This is a genomic window from Pseudoduganella danionis, assembly GCF_009720775.1.
GTDB classification, from domain to species: domain Bacteria; phylum Pseudomonadota; class Gammaproteobacteria; order Burkholderiales; family Burkholderiaceae_D; genus Rugamonas; species Rugamonas danionis.
Genome location: NZ_WNKW01000001.1, coordinates 1,631,431 through 1,647,875, shown reverse-complemented (window position 1 = coordinate 1,647,875; position 16,445 = coordinate 1,631,431). Strand labels below are relative to the sequence as shown.

The 16,445-nt window shown below is 62.9% G+C and carries 14 protein-coding genes; 1 reads left to right on the top strand and 13 read right to left on the bottom strand.

From position 1 onward, the window contains the following. Positions 1-5: 5 nt before the first annotated feature. Positions 6-1,706, bottom strand: coding sequence for a hypothetical protein (locus GM655_RS07130; RefSeq protein WP_155433835.1), 1,701 nt, complete (start codon positions 1,704-1,706; stop codon positions 6-8). Positions 1,707-2,002: 296 nt separating this feature from the next. Further along, positions 2,003-3,376, bottom strand: coding sequence for a sigma-54 dependent transcriptional regulator (locus tag GM655_RS07125; protein WP_155433834.1), 1,374 nt, complete (start codon positions 3,374-3,376; stop codon positions 2,003-2,005). Positions 3,377-3,548: 172 nt separating this feature from the next. On the opposite strand from GM655_RS07125, the gene GM655_RS07120 reads away from it, so the two are divergent. Beyond that, positions 3,549-4,187: a 1-acyl-sn-glycerol-3-phosphate acyltransferase gene (locus GM655_RS07120; protein ID WP_155433833.1), complete on the top strand. Its 639-nt coding sequence runs from the start codon at positions 3,549-3,551 to the stop codon at positions 4,185-4,187. Positions 4,188-4,214: 27 nt separating this feature from the next. Here the strand turns inward: GM655_RS07120 and GM655_RS07115 are convergent, their stop codons facing one another. The 11 genes from GM655_RS07115 to GM655_RS07065 all read right to left on the bottom strand — a co-directional run bounded on the left by GM655_RS07115 (position 4,215) and on the right by GM655_RS07065 (position 16,402). Beyond that, positions 4,215-4,772 (bottom strand): HupE/UreJ family protein, encoded by a 558-nt coding sequence (locus GM655_RS07115; protein ID WP_155433832.1) that lies wholly within the window; start codon positions 4,770-4,772, stop codon positions 4,215-4,217. Between the two features lie 24 nt (positions 4,773-4,796). Then, the gene (gene ureG / locus GM655_RS07110; RefSeq protein ID WP_155433831.1) at positions 4,797-5,426 is read right to left on the bottom strand and encodes an urease accessory protein UreG; all 630 of its coding nucleotides are present in this window, start codon (positions 5,424-5,426) and stop codon (positions 4,797-4,799) included. Positions 5,427-5,439: 13 nt separating this feature from the next. Continuing rightward, on the bottom strand, positions 5,440-6,120 hold the full coding sequence (locus GM655_RS07105) for an urease accessory protein UreF (protein ID WP_155433830.1): 681 nt from the start codon (positions 6,118-6,120) through the stop codon (positions 5,440-5,442). Further along, positions 6,120-6,644 carry an urease accessory protein UreE gene (gene ureE, locus GM655_RS07100; protein ID WP_155433829.1) on the bottom strand — a complete coding sequence of 175 codons (525 nt, stop codon included), beginning with the start codon at positions 6,642-6,644 and terminating at the stop codon, positions 6,120-6,122. Before ureE ends, GM655_RS07105 begins: the two co-directional genes overlap by 1 nt. Positions 6,645-6,659: 15 nt before the next feature. Further along, entirely contained in the window at positions 6,660-8,360 is a 1,701-nt protein-coding gene (gene ureC, locus GM655_RS07095; protein ID WP_155433828.1) for an urease subunit alpha, read from the bottom strand. A 27-nt stretch (positions 8,361-8,387) separates the two neighbouring features. Beyond that, the gene (locus tag GM655_RS07090; protein WP_155433827.1) at positions 8,388-8,714 is read right to left on the bottom strand and encodes an urease subunit beta; all 327 of its coding nucleotides are present in this window, start codon (positions 8,712-8,714) and stop codon (positions 8,388-8,390) included. A 57-nt stretch (positions 8,715-8,771) separates the two neighbouring features. Further along, a complete protein-coding gene (locus tag GM655_RS07085) occupies positions 8,772-9,074 on the bottom strand; it encodes an urease subunit gamma (RefSeq protein WP_155433826.1) in 303 nt (100 codons plus the stop codon). A gap of 27 nt (positions 9,075-9,101) precedes the next feature. Next, complete coding sequence (locus GM655_RS07080) at positions 9,102-9,959, bottom strand: urease accessory protein UreD (protein ID WP_155433825.1); 858 nt, start codon at positions 9,957-9,959, stop codon at positions 9,102-9,104. A 151-nt stretch (positions 9,960-10,110) separates the two neighbouring features. Continuing rightward, positions 10,111-11,925 carry a DUF885 domain-containing protein gene (locus tag GM655_RS07075; RefSeq protein ID WP_155433824.1) on the bottom strand — a complete coding sequence of 605 codons (1,815 nt, stop codon included), beginning with the start codon at positions 11,923-11,925 and terminating at the stop codon, positions 10,111-10,113. Between the two features lie 19 nt (positions 11,926-11,944). Then, complete coding sequence (locus GM655_RS07070; protein WP_155433823.1) at positions 11,945-14,152, bottom strand: two-component system response regulator; 2,208 nt, start codon at positions 14,150-14,152, stop codon at positions 11,945-11,947. A gap of 57 nt (positions 14,153-14,209) precedes the next feature. Then, positions 14,210-16,402 carry a PAS domain-containing sensor histidine kinase gene (locus GM655_RS07065; RefSeq protein WP_155433822.1) on the bottom strand — a complete coding sequence of 731 codons (2,193 nt, stop codon included), beginning with the start codon at positions 16,400-16,402 and terminating at the stop codon, positions 14,210-14,212. Positions 16,403-16,445 lie beyond the last annotated feature (43 nt).

The window sequence follows — 16,445 nt, the reverse complement described above, 5'->3', positions numbered from 1 at the left end:
GAGGTTTATTTACCGACTGCCAGATTGGCCTGCACGTTCACACTTTGCTGGACCAGCGAAGCAATGCCGCTATTCTGTGCCACCACCATCACACCGGCAGCCGACTGGCCCACATTGCTCATGGCATTGGACATATTGAAGGTGCCGGCATTTACCGAGATATTGCCGCCCGCACCGCCAGTTCCGCCGCTAGCTGCACCACCCGTTGCCGCACCTGCCGTATTGCCACCGCCGCTACCGCCTGCGCCGGCCAGATTACCGCCACCACCCGCACCGCCTGCGCCGGCTGCACCACCGGTGGAACTGCCATTGGTCGGATTCCCATTGCTGGCCGTGCCACCGGCGGCTGTACCACCAGCTGCGCCATTGCCGGCGGTATTGCTGGCGTTGCCACTGGCTGCACCATTGCCGCCTGCTGCACCAGCACCACCTGCGGCACCCGTGCTGCTGGCCGCGCCGCCCGTACCACCGGCACCGCTATTGCCCGTGCTGGCAGTGGCACCTGCGCCGCCCGTCTGGCTGGCCGCTGCACCAGCACCGCCAGCACCACTGCTAGCTGCGCCCCCGGCCGCACCATTGCCGGCCGTAGCACTGCCCGCCGTAGCTGCCGCACCGGCGCCGCCAGCCCCGCCGGCCGCACCACTGCCGCCCGCGCCGCCCGTGGCAGTGCCCGTGCTGCTGGTGGCATTACCGGCAGCGCCATTGCCGCCCGCAGCGTTACCACTGCCCGCACTGGCGGTCTGGCTAGGCGGAGTTGCGCCGGTACTGCTAGCCGGTACGCCGTTAGCGTTGGCCGCACTGCCCGCGCCACTGCTGGCACCCCCCCCCATGCCACTGCTGCTGGCACTGCCGGAACCACTGCCAGCACCACCGCCACCTGCGCCGGCACCCCCAACACCCGCTACACCACCGGCGCCACCGGCAGCACTGCCGGCATTGCCCGTGTTACCACCGTTGCCGCCATTACTACCTGTGGCAGCGCCCGTCATTCCGCCGGCGCCACCGGCCGCTGCGCCATTGGCGCCCCCGGCACCGCCGGTGGCCATGCCGCCGGCACCACCATTACCGCCAGTCCCGCCTAGAGCTGCGGCCCCGCGACCGCCAGCCCCTCCGGTGCCGCCCATGCCGCCAGCGCCGCCGGCCCCGCTGCTCGCCGAGCCGGCAAAGCCGCCCGCACCGCCGGCACCGCCCACACCACCGGCGGCCGTGGCAGCACCGTTGCTGGCACTGCCATTGGCGGCGTTACCACCACTACCGCCCGCCGCGCCGGCGCCACCATAGCTATCGCCACCGTAGCCACCCGTGCCACTGGCCGAACCGCCACTGGCATTACCTGCCACGCCGCCATAGCCGGCACCGCCGCCGCTGCCGGCACTGTTAGCTGCGCTATTGCCTATATCGTGCACGGTATTGCCAGACACGTTGCCGCTCAGCGTGCTGTTGGCATTGGCGGCGGAGGTATTGTACGAACCACTCACGGCCGAAGTGGCTGTGGCGCCGTTATTCGCCGCAGCAGCCCCTACCTGGCTGGCTGTCGCCCCGCCACTACTGTTGTTGTTATTGTTGCTGCTATCCTGCACTGCGGACGAGGCATCGTTCGCGTGGGCACCGGCGCCGGACTGAGTATTGGTGGGCGGCGTCGTGGTCTGGGCCATACTGGCGCTAAAAGCCAGTGCCAGCGCAGTGGCTATCATGGTTTTTTTCATACTAACTCCTACTTGAACAAGTTATGGGGAAACAACAGAGGTGTACCGGGCCTGCTTGCTCCCGATACGCGCCACAAGGCAAAGCCGGTGCCAGCTGCTTGCCGGTCTATCTAAGTCCTTGAGTTGCAGAGTTATTTCAACAGTGTTGAAGCCGCTTGCGGCAATTTGGAACAGCGCATCTGACGCAGCATGTAACGCGGCTGTGACAGCGACAGTACAAGCTGTCACGCCGCGGCGCGGCCGCAAGAGCGCGCGCTCCAGCTATGCTGCGAAGGTCGAGCAAGGATAGGGAAGAGTTAGTCCGGGGCCATGCGCCCCATGTCACGCTGACGTGACCGGACTGGAATGCCATGCTTGGCCAGCAAACGATACAGCGTCATGCGCGACACGCCGAGACGGCGCGCTGCCTGCGCCACGTTACTGCCGGCCTCCAGCAGGCTGGCTGCAATCGCCGCACGTTCGGCCAGCACGCGCGCATCATCGAGCGCGAGCGCGGCACGCTCGGGAGTCACAGCGGCCAGCCCCAGATCGGCCGGCATGATCAGCCGTCCTGCGGCCATCACCATGGCGCGCCTGACCCGATTGAGCAGTTCGCGCACATTGCCGGGCCAATCATGCGCAGTGATGGCCAGCTCGGCCGCTTTGCTGAAGCCGCGCAACTGGCTCGCGCGTTCGCTGGCATACCGTTCGAAGAAATGCTCGGCCAGCGGCAGCAGATCATCACGGCGCTCGCGCAAGGGCGGCACCTCCAGCGCCAGCACATTCAGACGGTAGTACAGATCTTCGCGGAAGCTGCCACGCGCAACCGCCTGCGCCAGATCAACATGCGTGGCTGCCAGCACCCGCACATCAACCTGACGGCTGGCCGTCGAGCCCAGCCGGAAGATGGTCTTTTCCTGCAAAAACCGCAGCAGATTCGCTTGCAGTTCGAGCGGCAGATCGCCGATTTCATCGAGTAGCAGCGTGCCGCCCTGCGCTGCTTCGATCAGGCCGCGCCGTTCGCGGCTGGCACCCGTGTAGGCGCCCCGCTCATGGCCGAACAGTTCGGCGTGGATCAGCGTGGCCGGCATGGCGCCACAATTGACGGCAATAAACGGTGCGCTGCGCCGCGCCGATAGCCCATGCACGGCTTGCGCCACCAGCTCCTTGCCGGTGCCGCTCTCGCCCGTAATCAGCACCGGCGCCAGCACCGCGGCCACGCGCTGCAACTGGCCACGCAACTGCGTCAGCGCAGGGCTGCGCCCCACCATCTGCGCTAGCAACGCGGGCTTGTCCTGACGCACCAGCGGCGCCAGTGCCGCCAGCCCTTGGGCGTGGCCCAGCGTCTGGTTCAAGCGTGCCGCATTGGCTGGCATGGTATGGAAATCATGGCAGTGGGTGTGCAGCAGGCTGCGCCAATATGGCCGGGCCAGCAGGCTGGGCGGCAACACGGCGATCCAGCGCACTTGCCAGCAACGCAGCAGAAAGGCTTCCAGCGCAGCCTGCGGCTCAGACAGGCCGGCATCCAGCAACAGCACGCCCACCCGTACCGACAGCAGTAACTGCAGGCGCTCGGCTTCCTTCAGGCTATCGACATGGTGCACAACATGGCCGCGCAAGGCTGGTGCCAGCGCGGCGGTAGGCAGGCCCTTGCCTAGCGCCAGGCACAGTATGGCGGAGTGGGGAGTCATGCCGGTTCGACTGGCTTAAATGGCAATAGTTCGTTCTTATCATTTAATCCAGAACAAGTTGCTTGCTGCGTTCTGAGCATCAATATAGAATGCCTGCGCAGTTTTTTTTGACTAGGGATGTGCCGACCTGTCAATAGTGAAAATAAATTAAAACAACGACGGGATCAAACAAATGAGTGATTTTCAATTAAAACCGGCCGATCTGCCGACCTGGGGCCAGCGCACTGCCTTGCGCGTGCTGCATCTGTTCGGCTGGAAGCTGCTGTTCCGCCCCCTGCCCGGCCCGCGCGGCATCTGCGTGATCTATCCGCATACCTCCAACTGGGACTTCATGGTAGGCCTGTTCGGCAAATGGGCGCTGGACCTGCCGTTCCGCTGGCTGGCCAAGGATTCCCTGTTCAAGACCCCGCTGGGCAACTGGTTCCGCTCGCTGGGCGGCGAGCCCGTCGAGCGCGGCACGCCTAGTGGCACCATCAAGACGCAGGCGGCCCGCATGAATGCAGCCGACTGGTACTGGGTAGGCATTACGCCGGAAGGCACGCGCGGCTATCGCCCTTACTGGAAGAGCGGTTTCTACCACCTCGCGCTGGAAGCCAAGGTGCCGCTGGTACTGGTCTACATCGATTACGCTACCAAGTCGCTGGGTCTGGTCGAACACGTTGAACTGACGGGCGATATGGAAACCGATCTGGCCACAATCCGCGCCGGTTTCGCCGGCCGTCAGGGTCTGTATCCGGAAAAGGCTGCGCCCATCGTGTTCCAGGAGCGCCGTCCCGACGAGGACAACGCTGCCAAATCGAAGCAGGCCTGAAGTACCGCCACACCGGCAGCGCTGGCCTCAGGCTAGCGCCAGCAGCATGGTGCCGGTAGCGGCAATCGCCGCGCCGGTCCATTTCACAGCCAGCATGGGCAGCTTATGGCCCAGCACACGGCCAGCATAAATCAACCCCGCGCTCGACAGCATCAAGCCCAGCGTACTGGCTACTTCCGGCAGTTCATGGCCATGCGCATTGCCGTGCAATATGGCGAACACACCTAGCATGGCAGCGGCCAGCACTGGCGGCAAACGCAATGCCGCGGCCAGCAGCACACCCAGCAAAGCCACCGTCAGCGCGATGCCCGTTTCCAGTCCCGGTATCGACAGTCCGGCCACGCCCGTCAGCACACCGAGCAGCATGGCCGCGATAAAGCCCAGCGGCAGGCGCAGCGTAGCGCTCTGGCGCACGCTCCAGATCCCCACCGCCAGCATGGCCAGCAGATGATCCAGCCCGGTCAGCGGATGCAGCAAGCCAGCGCGAAAGCCGTGGCTATGCCACACGCCGCCCTGCACATGGGCTTGCGCATAGCTGCTGGCGATAGTCAGTGCGGCCAGCGCGATAAAACGTAGCAGATGCATGGTAGTACTCCTCAAGTTTCAGATTCAGGCAGCGTCGCGGGCTTCCATCAGCCCCTGCACGCGAATAAAGTCGATCACGGCCCGCACGCCTTCGCCGCTGCGCAGATTGGTGAACAAGAAAGGACGGGCGCCGCGCTGCTGCTTGGCGTCGCGCGCCATCACCGCAAGGTCAGCCCCCACATGGGGCGCCAGATCGGTCTTATTGATGATCAGCAGATCGGAACGGGTGATGCCGGGACCGCCCTTGCGCGGTATCTTTTCGCCGCCGGCCACGTCGATCACATAAATGGTCAGGTCAGACAACTCGGGGCTGAAGGTGGCCGCCAGATTGTCGCCACCGGATTCCACCAATATCAGATCGAGCGCGGGGAAATCAGCCTGCATGCGTGCGATGGCTTCCAGATTGATGGAGGCGTCTTCGCGGATGGCCGTGTGCGGGCAGCCGCCCGTTTCCACACCCATCAGCCGCTCTGCCGGCAGCGCGTCGGCGCGCAGCAGTATCTCCATATCTTCCTTGGTGTAGATATCGTTGGTAATCACGGCCATGTCATAGCGCTCGCGCATACCCTTGCACAGCATTTCGCACAGCGCTGTCTTGCCGGAACCGACCGGACCGCCGATGCCGACGCGCAGGGGGTTGGATGGAATACTCATAAACACTCTCTCGTTAGGAACGGTATAAACGGCTGTACTGCACTTCGTGCTGGGCCGACAGTAGCGACAGGCCCGGTGCCCAGTTACTCATTTCTTCATCCGGCACGCTCTGGGCGTGGCGCGCTGCCGTTTCCAGCTCGGCGCGCAGCGACAGCAGCAGACGCTGGCCCGCCACCTGCCCCAGCGGCACCGACTTCACGCACACCAGCACCTGATTCTCGGCCCACGCAAACAGCATGGCCAGCAAGGCGGCATCGTGCGGTATGCCCAGCGCGGCCACAGCGCAGGCATAAGCTGTGGGCAGCGCCACTTCGCTGTGTGCCGGCAAGTGGGCCAGCATTTCATCGTCGACGAAGCCCAGTTCCGCCACCAGCCGGCTCAGGGAAAAACCCATCTGGATAGTCTCGGCGCGGAATTCGGCACTATCGCGCGAGGCGATAAAGCGCTCGCTCCACATGGCCACATCTACCCAGTCGCGCCGCGTGTAGGCCTGCATCAGGCGCCAGCACACGGGCGCTTCCCAGCCCGCCACCACTTCATGCAGATGCCGCACTATCCACTCACGCGCCGTGACCGCATCGTGTACCAGCCCGCGCTCGAGCGCCGCTTCCAGCCCTTGCGAATAGCTGTAGGCGCCTATCGGCAATGCCGGGCTGGCAAACTGCAGCAGGTGCAGCAGAGCGGCGGCTTGCATCAGCGCGTATCACCGGGACGGTGAATCTTCTGGCGCAGTGGCACCGGTGCCAGCAGATGGCTATGCTGGCCAGCTTCGTGGTGATGGCCGTGCCCCCCGCCGTAGGCGCCCGCCTCCGGCTCGAACGGCGCCTGCTGCTCCGTCACCGTGGCGCCCAGCCCCAGCAGCATTTCCTTCAGCACGGCGTCGGCACGGATGCGCAGGAAGCCATCGCCCACCTGCGCCTGCGTGTGACGATTCCCCAGATGGAAAGCACAGCGCAGCAAGGCTTGCGCATCGGCGCAGGTGACGGTGTAGGTGGGTTCGGACGCGGCTACCACGCGGATCACACGGCGGTCTTCGCCCGTCAGCAGATCGCCATCGCGCAGCACCGTGCCGCGCACGGTGAACACCGCCACTTCTTCGCCGTTGTCGAGCGTGGCGCGCAAGCGGCATTTCTCGCGCAGTTCGTAAGGCAGTACCAGTTGCGCTGCAATCTGTCCGGCAGCACTCAGGTCGCTCAGTTTGGTATGTAAGGTCAGCATAATCGGCCCACAGAATCAGAACAGGAAGTAGCGCTGCGCCATGGGCAGCACGCTGGCCGGCTGGCACACCAGCAGTTCGCCATCGGCACGCACTTCATAGGTTTCGGGATCGACATGCATCTGCGGCGTGGCGCCGTTATGAATCATGTCGGACTTGCGCAGCGTGCGCATATTGCGCGCCACGATAAGCGTCTTGTTCAGTTGCAGTTGCTGGCCTATGCCGGCGTCGTAGGCTGCCTGCGAGACAAAGGTGAAGGACTTTTTCAGGCCGCCGCCAAAGGCGCCGAACATCATGCGGTAGTGCACCGGCTGCGGCGTGGGGATGGACGCATTCGGGTCGCCCATCTGCGCTGCGGCTATCATGCCGCCCTTGAGGATCATCGACGGTTTGACGCCGAAGAAGGCCGGCTTCCACAGCACCAGATCGGCGATCTTGCCCACTTCCAGCGAACCCACGGCATGGGCAATACCATGCGTGATGGCCGGATTGATGGTGTATTTGGCGATGTAGCGCTTGACGCGGAAGTTGTCGTTACGCGCCGTATCGGGTGCCAGTGCGCCCCGTTGCACTTTCATCTTGTGCGCCGTCTGCCAGGTACGCATGATGACTTCGCCCACCCGGCCCATGGCCTGCGAATCGGACGACATCATGGAGATGGCGCCGATATCGTGCAGGATATCTTCTGCCGCGATGGTTTCGCGCCGGATGCGCGATTCGGCAAACGCCACATCCTCGGCTATCGCCGCATCCAGATGATGGCACACCATCAGCATATCCAGATGCTCGTCCAGCGTGTTCACCGTGTAGGGACGGGTAGGATTGGTCGAGGAAGGCAGCACATTGCTCTCGCCCACGGCCGCGATAATGTCCGGTGCATGGCCGCCGCCCGCCCCTTCGGTATGGAAGGTGTGGATGGTGCGATCTCTAAACGCGGCCAGCGTATCGGCCAGATAACCGCCCTCGTTGAGGGTGTCGCTATGGATGGCCACCTGTACGTCGAGTTGATCGGCCACGCTCAAACAGTTGTCGATAGCGGCTGGTGTGCTGCCCCAGTCCTCGTGCAGCTTGAGGCCTATGGCGCCGGCCAGCACCTGTTCTTCCAGCGGCTGCGGCAGGCTCACATTGCCCTTGCCGAGAAAACCCAGATTCATCGGGAAGGCATCGGCCGCCGACAGCATGGCATGCAGATGCCACGGCCCCGGCGTGCAGGTGGTGGCCGAAGTGCCGGCCGACGGCCCAGTGCCGCCGCCTATCATGGTGGTGACGCCACTCATCAGCGCTTCTTCGATTTGCTGCGGGCAGATAAAATGGATGTGGGTATCCACCCCGCCTGCCGTGACGATCATACCTTCGGCTGCAATGATTTCTGTCGCCGCACCGATGGCCATGGTTACATCGGGCTGGATGTCGGGATTACCGGCCTTGCCTATGCCCGCGATCAGGCCGTTCTTCAAACCGATATCGGCCTTGACGATGCCCCAGTGGTCAATGATGACGGCATTCGTCAGCACCGTGTCCATCACTTCGGCCGCCAGCCGCTGCGACTGGCCCATGCCGTCGCGGATCACTTTGCCGCCGCCGAATTTCACTTCCTCGCCATAGGTGGCGTAGTCATGCTCGATTTCGATAAACAGTTCGGTATCGGCCAGGCGGATACGGTCCCCTTTGCTGGGACCGAACATCTCCGCATATGCACGCCGCGTCATCGTTGCCATGTGCTTGCCTGCTTTCTCGTGTCGGGATTACTTGCGGGGCGGCTGGTCGGCCAGCTTGCCCATCACTTTGCCGTTAAAGCCGTACACCTTCTGCTCGCCGCCCAGCTTCACCAGTTCTACTGTGCGTTGCTGGCCCGGCTCGAAGCGCACGGCTGTGCCGGCAGCGATGTTGAGGCGCATGCCGTAAGCCTTCCAGCGCTCGAACTTGAGCTCCGTATTGACTTCGAAAAAATGGAAATGCGATCCCACCTGTACGGGACGGTCGCCCTGATTGCTGACCACCACGGTAGCCGTGGCACGGCCCTGATTGAGTCCGATCTCGCCCTCTTCGAGCAGGTATTCACCGGGTATCATCGTGAGCTCCTTGTCAAACACTGGATGCGGTTAGGGGTCATGCTGCTTCTCTGTTGTTTAAGGTATGGGCTGGTGCACGGTGACCAGCTTGCTGCCATCGGGGAAAGTCGCTTCCACCTGTATGTCGGGGATCATCTCCGGCACGCCTTCCATCACATCGGTCCGCGTGAGCACACGGGTACCGTCGGACATCAGTTGCGCCACGCTCTTGCCGTCGCGCGCACCTTCCATGATGGCGCAGGTGATCAGGGCGACGGCTTCCGGATAGTTGAGCTTCAGGCCGCGCGCAAGGCGGCGCTCGGCCACGATGCCTGCGGTGAAAATCAGTAGCTTGTCTTTTTCTCTCGGGGTCAGATCCATGTCGGTGTATCTCTATCGTTATCTTGTTCAGGTCTGCCAGATGCGCGGGGTCACGGCTGCGCGCTCCAGCAGATAGGGGCGCAGGCGGCGCCACACGGCCAGCATCAGGCGGCGCGCCGTTTCGCTGTCGTTGCCCAGATGGCGCGCCACTAGTACGTTACGGGTCTGGCTAATGCCGAATAGGTGTTCGCCATCGGCCGCAATATCGGCGCGGATTTCGGCCAGCAAAGACGCAGGCACCTGCCGCCCCGCTGCAAGAAAAGTGGCGCATACGCTATGGCCCTGCAGCGATAGCGGGCTATCGAGCTGGCCGCCCAGCAGCTTGCCCTGCTCCCACCAGATCAATTTGCCATCGAGGTAGATGCTGCTACGCTGGCTTACGCAGCCGCTGGCATACACCTCGCCGGAACTGCGCCGCCCCATGCACAGAATCTCGCAGCCGAGATAGTGCGCACCGGCGCCCAGCCGGACTTCCTGTTCCAGCTGGACGTGGGCCGTATCGAAGAAAATGGTTTCCTGCGGCAGCCATTCGAGCGCCGCACCCGCACCTACCTGCAGCGTCACCTGCTGGCGCGAGACTTTGCCATTGGCCTTGTACCACTTGGCTGCGCCGGGTGTGGCCAGCAGCGCATGGGCCTGTGCGCCCACGTTGACGGCTATGCTGAGCCGGTCGCCGCCCACCACGCCGCCGGGCGGATGGACGATGATGGCGTGGCACACTGCGCCGCCTTCCGGATACAGCGCCTTCTGCACGCGCAGCGGGCCGGCATGCAGATTGTCGTAAAGACGGGTAGTGTCGCCATCGCGGCCAAAGCCGAGCGTGAGGCTGGCCTGCCAGTGCTGGCTGGCGGCGTTGTATTCACGGATGGCAGTGGTATCAGGCATGCCGTGATCTATGCAATCACCATGCCAGCCCATAGGAGAGCGCGCTGCGCGTTTGCCCGCTACCAAGCGAAAACGGCGCACCAAAGCGGTGCGCCGTTAATAAAGAACTTACGCGAGGCGCCGCAATGGTGCGGCGCCGCCTAGACTGATGCTAGTCGAGATGAGGATAAGGGCTCTTGCCACCGTCCGCGATGAAGGTATCAATACGCGCTTCCAGCACAGGCAACGGCACGGAACCCAGCTGCAGCACGGTGTCGTGGAAGGCGCGGATATCGAACTTGTCACCCAGCGCTGCTTCCGCCTTGCGGCGTGCCGCGATAATGCTCATCTCGCCCAGATAATAGGACAGCGCCTGACCGGGCCACGAAATATAGCGATCCACCTCGGTCTCGATTTCATGCTCGGACAATGCCGTGTTCTCGTGCAGATAATCCTGCGCCTGTTTGCGTGTCCAGCCCTTGCTGTGGATGCCCGTATCGACCACCAGACGCGAAGCACGCCAGGCCTGGTAACTGAGCATCCCGAAGATTTCGTAAGGCGTTTCGTACATGCCCATTTCCACCCCGAGGCGTTCCGAATACAGCGCCCAGCCTTCGCCGAAAGCCGAGATATACGCATTGCGGAAGGCCGGACGGCCTTTCTGCTCCATCGCCACCGGCATCTGGAAAGCATGGCCAGGCGCCGATTCGTGCAGCGTCAGCGCCGGCACCGAATACAGCGCGCGTGATGGCAGGTTATAGGTATTCACCAGATACACACCGGGGCCGCCACGGCCAGAAGTGTAGAACGGCGCCTGATCGTCCGGCACAGGAATCACGGCAAAGCGGCGCCGTGGCAGATAGCCGAAATATTGGCTTACCTTGCCGTCAAACTTCTTCGCCACCCACGCCGAGCGCATCAGCAGTTCTTCCGGCGTCTTGGCATAGAAGCGCGGATCGGTACGCAGGAATTGCAGGAAGGCCGGCAGATCGCCTTCGAAGGCTACCTGCTTGATCACGTCGTGCATCTCGGCGCGGATCTTGGCCATCTCGGACAGGCCGATCTGGTGGATCTGGTCGGCGCTCATGGAGGTGGTAGTGAACTCCACGATCTTCGACTGGTAATAGGCTTTACCATCGGGCAGGCTTTCGGCCGCCAGTGCTACACGCGCCTGCGGCACATATTCCTCGCGCATGAACTGCAGCAGCTTACGGTAGGACGGCAGCACCGAAGTCTCGATGGCTTTCACGGCTTCGGCACGCAGCGCTTCCTGCTGGGCAGCGGGCATGCTGGCCGGCATGGTCTTGAATGGGAAGTAGTACACCGTATCCTGCGCCGACTTGGCCTCGGTGACGGAGGTGATGGAACTGTCACGGCCCACCAGCGTTACTTTGGGTGGCGTGAAGCCGCGTGCCAGACCGGCGCGCATATTCACGATTTCGTCGTTGAAGTAGCGCGGCATATCGGCCAGCTGTTTCAGATAGTCGCGCAACTGTTTCTCGGTCGTGAGCGGACGGCGCGCACCGCTGGCGAGGTTGGACCAGAAGGCCGAATCGGCATTCAGCGGCTTTTCGAATTCGCGGAACTGCTGGGCCGCGATCAGCGCAGCGATCTGCGCCTTGTAGACCTGATAGTTGACCTTCTCGCCGGCCGATAGCTGCTTCTCGCTGATGCCATCCAGCTTCTTCATCACGGCCAGCCAGTAATCGAGGCGCTGCTTCTGGGTGGCGGCATCGATACGCGGCAAGCTGGTATCCACGCCGCTATCGTCGTCATCCTCGCCCTCTTCCAGCTTCTGGCTCTGGCGCCATTTCCATTCCTGCGTGTAGATGGCCTTGAAGCGGGCATCGGCCGGACCGGGGCGCTCGGCCTTGGCCGCAGCAGCCGGCTTATCGGCAGCAGTGGCCTGCAGCGGCAGGGAAACTGCTGCACCTAGCGCCAGCAGCATGCTTGCGCCAGTCAGCGCGGCGTTGAACTTCTTATCCATAACACTCCTGTGAGTCGGTTTAAGACAGGTCCTGCAAACAGCGCCGCTCGCGCAGCAATCCGGCAAACGCCGCCGCATCGACGGGACGGCTGAAATAATAACCCTGCATTTCGTCACAGCCATGCTGGCGCAGGAATTCCATCTGCTCGCGCGTCTCCACCCCTTCGGCGATCACGCGCATATTCAGGTTGTGCGCCAGCGTGACCACCGACAGCGCAATCGCGGCATCGGCCGGATTGGTGGTGATGTCGTCGACGAAGGATTTATCGATCTTCAGCACATCGATGGGGAAGCGCTTCAGGTAACTCAGGCTGGAGTAGCCTGTGCCGAAATCGTCCAGCGAGATGCTGACGCCGATGGCCTTCAGCCGGCGCAGGGCCGCAACCGCCTTGTCCGGATCGCCCATCACCGTGCTCTCGGTGATTTCCAGCCCCAGATATTGCGGCGCCACTTTGAAATCGCGCAGCGTGTTTTCCACATACGGCACGGTGGCATCGTTGACGAACTGGCTGGCCGCCAGATTGACAGCCACCTTGATCGCGCCCAGTCCCTGATCGTGCCACACCTTGATCTGCGCGCACACGCTGGCCAGCACCCATTCGCCGATGGAGTTCACCAGCCCGTATTCTTCGGCCAGCGGTATGAAGCGATTGGGCGGCACGCGCCCCAGTATGGGATTATCCCAGCGCAGCAACGCTTCGGCGCCGACGATGGCGCCCGTCTGCAAACACATTTGCGGCTGATAATAGACTTCGAATTCGTCGCGCGCAATGGCACCGCGCAGCTGGCTCTGGATGGCCAGCTTGTCGCGCACTTCCGCATCCATGCGTTCGGTGAAGAAGGCATAGTTATCGCGCCCCACTTCCTTGGCGCGGAACAGCGCCGTATCGGCATTGCGCACCAGTTCATCGAAGCTATCGCCGTCGCTCAGGCTGACGGCGATGCCTATGCTCGAGGTTACGGTAATCGTGTGCTGGTCGATGAGCAGTTCCTGCCGCAGGCCGGCCAGTATGCGCTGGGCCAGCGCCATGGTCTGGGCCAGCTGGCGGTCGTCCGCCACGATGATCTGGAATTCGTCGCCGCCCTGACGGGTGACGATGTTATCCGCCCCCACGCATTCGCCCAGGAAGGTCGCCACCACCTGTAGCGCCTTGTCGCCCACATCGTGGCCGTAGGAGTCGTTGATGCTCTTGAAGTGATCGAGATCGAGACACATCACGGCCACGCAGCGGTGTTCGCGCTTGGCAGCCACCAGCTTCTGCTCGAACTGCTGGCGCGCCAGCAGGCGGTTAGGCAGGCCCGTCAGCGCATCATGGTGCGACAGGAAATCGATCAGATGCTGCTCGGCCTTGCGTTCGCTGATATCCATGAACACGGCCACATGGTTGCTCACCTCCCCTTGCGCATCGCGCACCACGGAGAGGCTCAGCAGGCCGGGGAAGGTATCGCCGTTTTTGCGGCGTGCCATGATCTCACCCGACCAGTGGCCCGTCTTGACGATGGCCTGCACCATGATCTGGAACGTCTTCATATCCGCTTCGCCCGCATGCAGCAGCGCAGCCCCCTGCCCTGTTACTTCGTCGGAGGCATAGCCGGAAATCCGCGTGAAAGCAGGATTGCAGGCGACGATGCGGCCATAGCGGTCGGTCACCACGATGGCATCCTGGGTGGCCTCGAACACCTGGCTGGACAGGCGCATGAATTCTTCATTGGCGCGGCGCTGCTCGACTTCCTTTTCCAGCGAAGCGGCCAGCGCAGCCAGTTCGGCCGTGCGTTCGCTCACGCGCTGCTCCAGCATGGCGCGTTCGGCCGCCAGCGCCTTCTGCGTACGGGCCAGCCGCACATGGGCATCGGTACGGGCCAGTATCTCCTCGGCCTGGAACGGTTTGGCGATGAAATCCACTGCGCCCAAGGCAAAGCCGCGCACCTTGTCGTCCGTGTCGTGCTGGGCGGAGAGGAAAATCACGGGGATCTGGCTCAGTGCCGGCGCTGCCTTCAGGCGCTTGCAGACTTCGAAACCGTCGATGCCGGGCATGCGGATATCCAGCAGGATCAGTTCGGGCGGGCGCGATTGCACGGTCCATAGCGCCAGTTCGCCGTTCGGCGCCTGACGCACGTAGTACCCTGCTTCTGTCAGCAGATCGCTGAGCAGCTTGAGCGAGGCTGGCGTGTCTTCCACGATCAGCACTTCTCCCTTGCTCGACTGCTCCGTTATTTCCCGAACCATGTAAAAACTCTTTCGTACTAGATACCGCCCCGTCGGGCATAGTGAATGATATACCGATCAACGCTGGGCCGTTGTGCCGTTTTCCGCATCGTCCAGCAAACGGCACAGTTGCGGATACTGGTGCTGGCGCAGCATATATTCGATGCCCGCCACCACTGCGGCCAGCTCGGTCGGCAACGGTGCCAGCAACTGCCCCACCCGCGTCAGATTCAATTCCAGCAAGGCCTTCTTCATGTCCGCCCGCAGTGTGGCATCTAGCCCCAGCAGATCGTCCAGCGTCAGCGCATGCGGCACCGGCTGGCGCACTTCGCTGGCCTGCGGCACGCCGGCCGGCACTTCATCACCACACGCTGCCACTGCTGCATCGGCTAGCGGCAAGGCTAGGCGGAAGCGGAAGGTGGCGCCCGCACCCGGTTTCGATTCCACGGTCAGCTCGCCGCCCATGAGCTGGACGAATTCGCGCGAAATCGTCAGGCCCAGCCCTGTACCTTCATGCCCGCCCGGCGTATCGGCCTGGATGAAAGGCTCGAAGATACGGCTCTGGTCTTCCGGTGCAGTGCCGGCACCATTGTCGCTGACGGCAAAGTCCAGTTCATAGTGATTGCCGCCTGCCGCCTGCAGCAACTGGCCATGCACCGCCAGCGTGACGCGCCCACGCGGCGCAAACTTGACGGCATTCGACATCAGATTGAGCAGCACCTGACGCAGCTTGGTGCCGTCGACGCAGGCGCCGGGCGGCAGGCCGTCCGCTTCCAGCACCAGTTCCACATCGTTCTGGCTGGCCTTCATGCTGACCATGTCCATCACTTCCTGCAGCATGTCGGCCAGCGCCACCACATCGGTCTGCAGCACGGCGCGCCCCGCTTCGATCTTGGACAGTTCCAGAATATCGTTGATCAGCGTGAGCAGGTGCTGGCCCGAGCGGTGAATGATGGCCAGATTGCGCTTCTCTTCCGGCAGCATGTTCTTGGAGTCCGCCAGCAGGCGGGAAAAGCCGATCACGGAATTGAGCGGGGTGCGCAGCTCGTGGCTCATATTAGCCAGGAAAGTACTCTTGGCCTTGTTGGCCGCCTGCGCCTGCAGCACCGCCACCGACAGCGCATTGGTACGCTCGGTTACCAGATCTTCCAGATGGATACGGTGGCGCCGCAGTTCCTGCGCTGCCACGCGGCTTTCCGTCACATCGTAGTTGACCCCCACCATACGGGCCGGTTTGCCATCGCTATCGCGGAAGATCATGGCGTCGCCCTTGATATGGTGTACCGAACCGTCTTCCCACACTACGCGGAATTCCGCATCGAATTCGGCCTGGCCATCGAGTGCCTGCTGCAGCAAGGCTTCAGTCGGTATGCGGTCATCCGGATGCATCATGCTGCGCCACTGGTCCATCGGGCGCGGCAAGATGCGCCCTTCGATGCCGTACAGACGGTACATCTGTTCATCCCACTCTACGACATCGTTTGGAATATTCCAGTCCCAGATGCCAATGGCCGCTGCGCTACTGGCGATCTGCAGCCGTTCTTCGCTGGCGTGCATGGCCACGTAGCGGCTATCCATCAGGCGCACCATGTCGCGGATCGAACCGTTCAGCGTTTTCAGTTCACCCAGGTACAGGTCGCGCGGCGGCTCGGCGCCCAGATTCTGCCCTGCTTTCACATTGGCCGCATAGCGCTCGATGGTGGTCAGCGGTTTCAGCACCAGATGCCACAGCAGCAGGTACAAGCTCAGTACCAGTGTCACCACCATCACGAAGATCATGCCGACAATGGTGTACAGGCGCTGGCGCAGCTGTTCGATCAGCTGGGCCGGCGAGGCGTAAACGGTGATGGTGCCGATGTGCTGGCCCGACACCAGGATCGGGCGCTGCACGGAAATCAGGTCGTCGCGCTGGGGCAGCAGGGTCGATTCCACCAGTTGGCCCGTTTCGCTGCGGGTCAGGATAAAGGGCGGGCTGCTCGAGACGGGTGTGACGGCGCTGGCATACAGATCGCGGTTACTCAGGCCGCTCTTCATGATGGTGACGATCTGGGTCTCGTCGAAATTCCACGCCGGCAGCGCCACGGCCACGGCCAGTTCTTCCGCACTGTCGGCCAGCGTCTTGTGCAGCTGCTCCCAGCGCTGGGCGCGTTCGACCTGATAGAAATACAGGGCAAAAGTGGTCAACACCAGCGTTACAACGGCCGTCAGTGTCACACTGACATAGACGGCAATCGATACATTGGCGGCACGGCGGGCAAGGCGGTCTAACATCGGCTAACCATTTTTCGGGGTTAATCAGCTGGCAACGCCTGAA

Coding starts and splice junctions, on each gene's coding strand:
- GM655_RS07130 (WP_155433835.1), bottom strand. CDS start 1,706: ATGAAAAAAACCATGATAGCCACTGCGCTGGCACTGGCTTTTAGCGCC.
- GM655_RS07125 (WP_155433834.1), bottom strand. CDS start 3,376: ATGACTCCCCACTCCGCCATACTGTGCCTGGCGCTAGGCAAGGGCCTG.
- GM655_RS07120 (WP_155433833.1), top strand. CDS start 3,549: ATGAGTGATTTTCAATTAAAACCGGCCGATCTGCCGACCTGGGGCCAG.
- GM655_RS07115 (WP_155433832.1), bottom strand. CDS start 4,772: ATGCATCTGCTACGTTTTATCGCGCTGGCCGCACTGACTATCGCCAGC.
- ureG (WP_155433831.1), bottom strand. CDS start 5,426: ATGAGTATTCCATCCAACCCCCTGCGCGTCGGCATCGGCGGTCCGGTC.
- GM655_RS07105 (WP_155433830.1), bottom strand. CDS start 6,120: ATGCAAGCCGCCGCTCTGCTGCACCTGCTGCAGTTTGCCAGCCCGGCA.
- ureE (WP_155433829.1), bottom strand. CDS start 6,644: ATGCTGACCTTACATACCAAACTGAGCGACCTGAGTGCTGCCGGACAG.
- ureC (WP_155433828.1), bottom strand. CDS start 8,360: ATGGCAACGATGACGCGGCGTGCATATGCGGAGATGTTCGGTCCCAGC.
- GM655_RS07090 (WP_155433827.1), bottom strand. CDS start 8,714: ATGATACCCGGTGAATACCTGCTCGAAGAGGGCGAGATCGGACTCAAT.
- GM655_RS07085 (WP_155433826.1), bottom strand. CDS start 9,074: ATGGATCTGACCCCGAGAGAAAAAGACAAGCTACTGATTTTCACCGCA.
- GM655_RS07080 (WP_155433825.1), bottom strand. CDS start 9,959: ATGCCTGATACCACTGCCATCCGTGAATACAACGCCGCCAGCCAGCAC.
- GM655_RS07075 (WP_155433824.1), bottom strand. CDS start 11,925: ATGGATAAGAAGTTCAACGCCGCGCTGACTGGCGCAAGCATGCTGCTG.
- GM655_RS07070 (WP_155433823.1), bottom strand. CDS start 14,152: ATGGTTCGGGAAATAACGGAGCAGTCGAGCAAGGGAGAAGTGCTGATC.
- GM655_RS07065 (WP_155433822.1), bottom strand. CDS start 16,402: ATGTTAGACCGCCTTGCCCGCCGTGCCGCCAATGTATCGATTGCCGTC.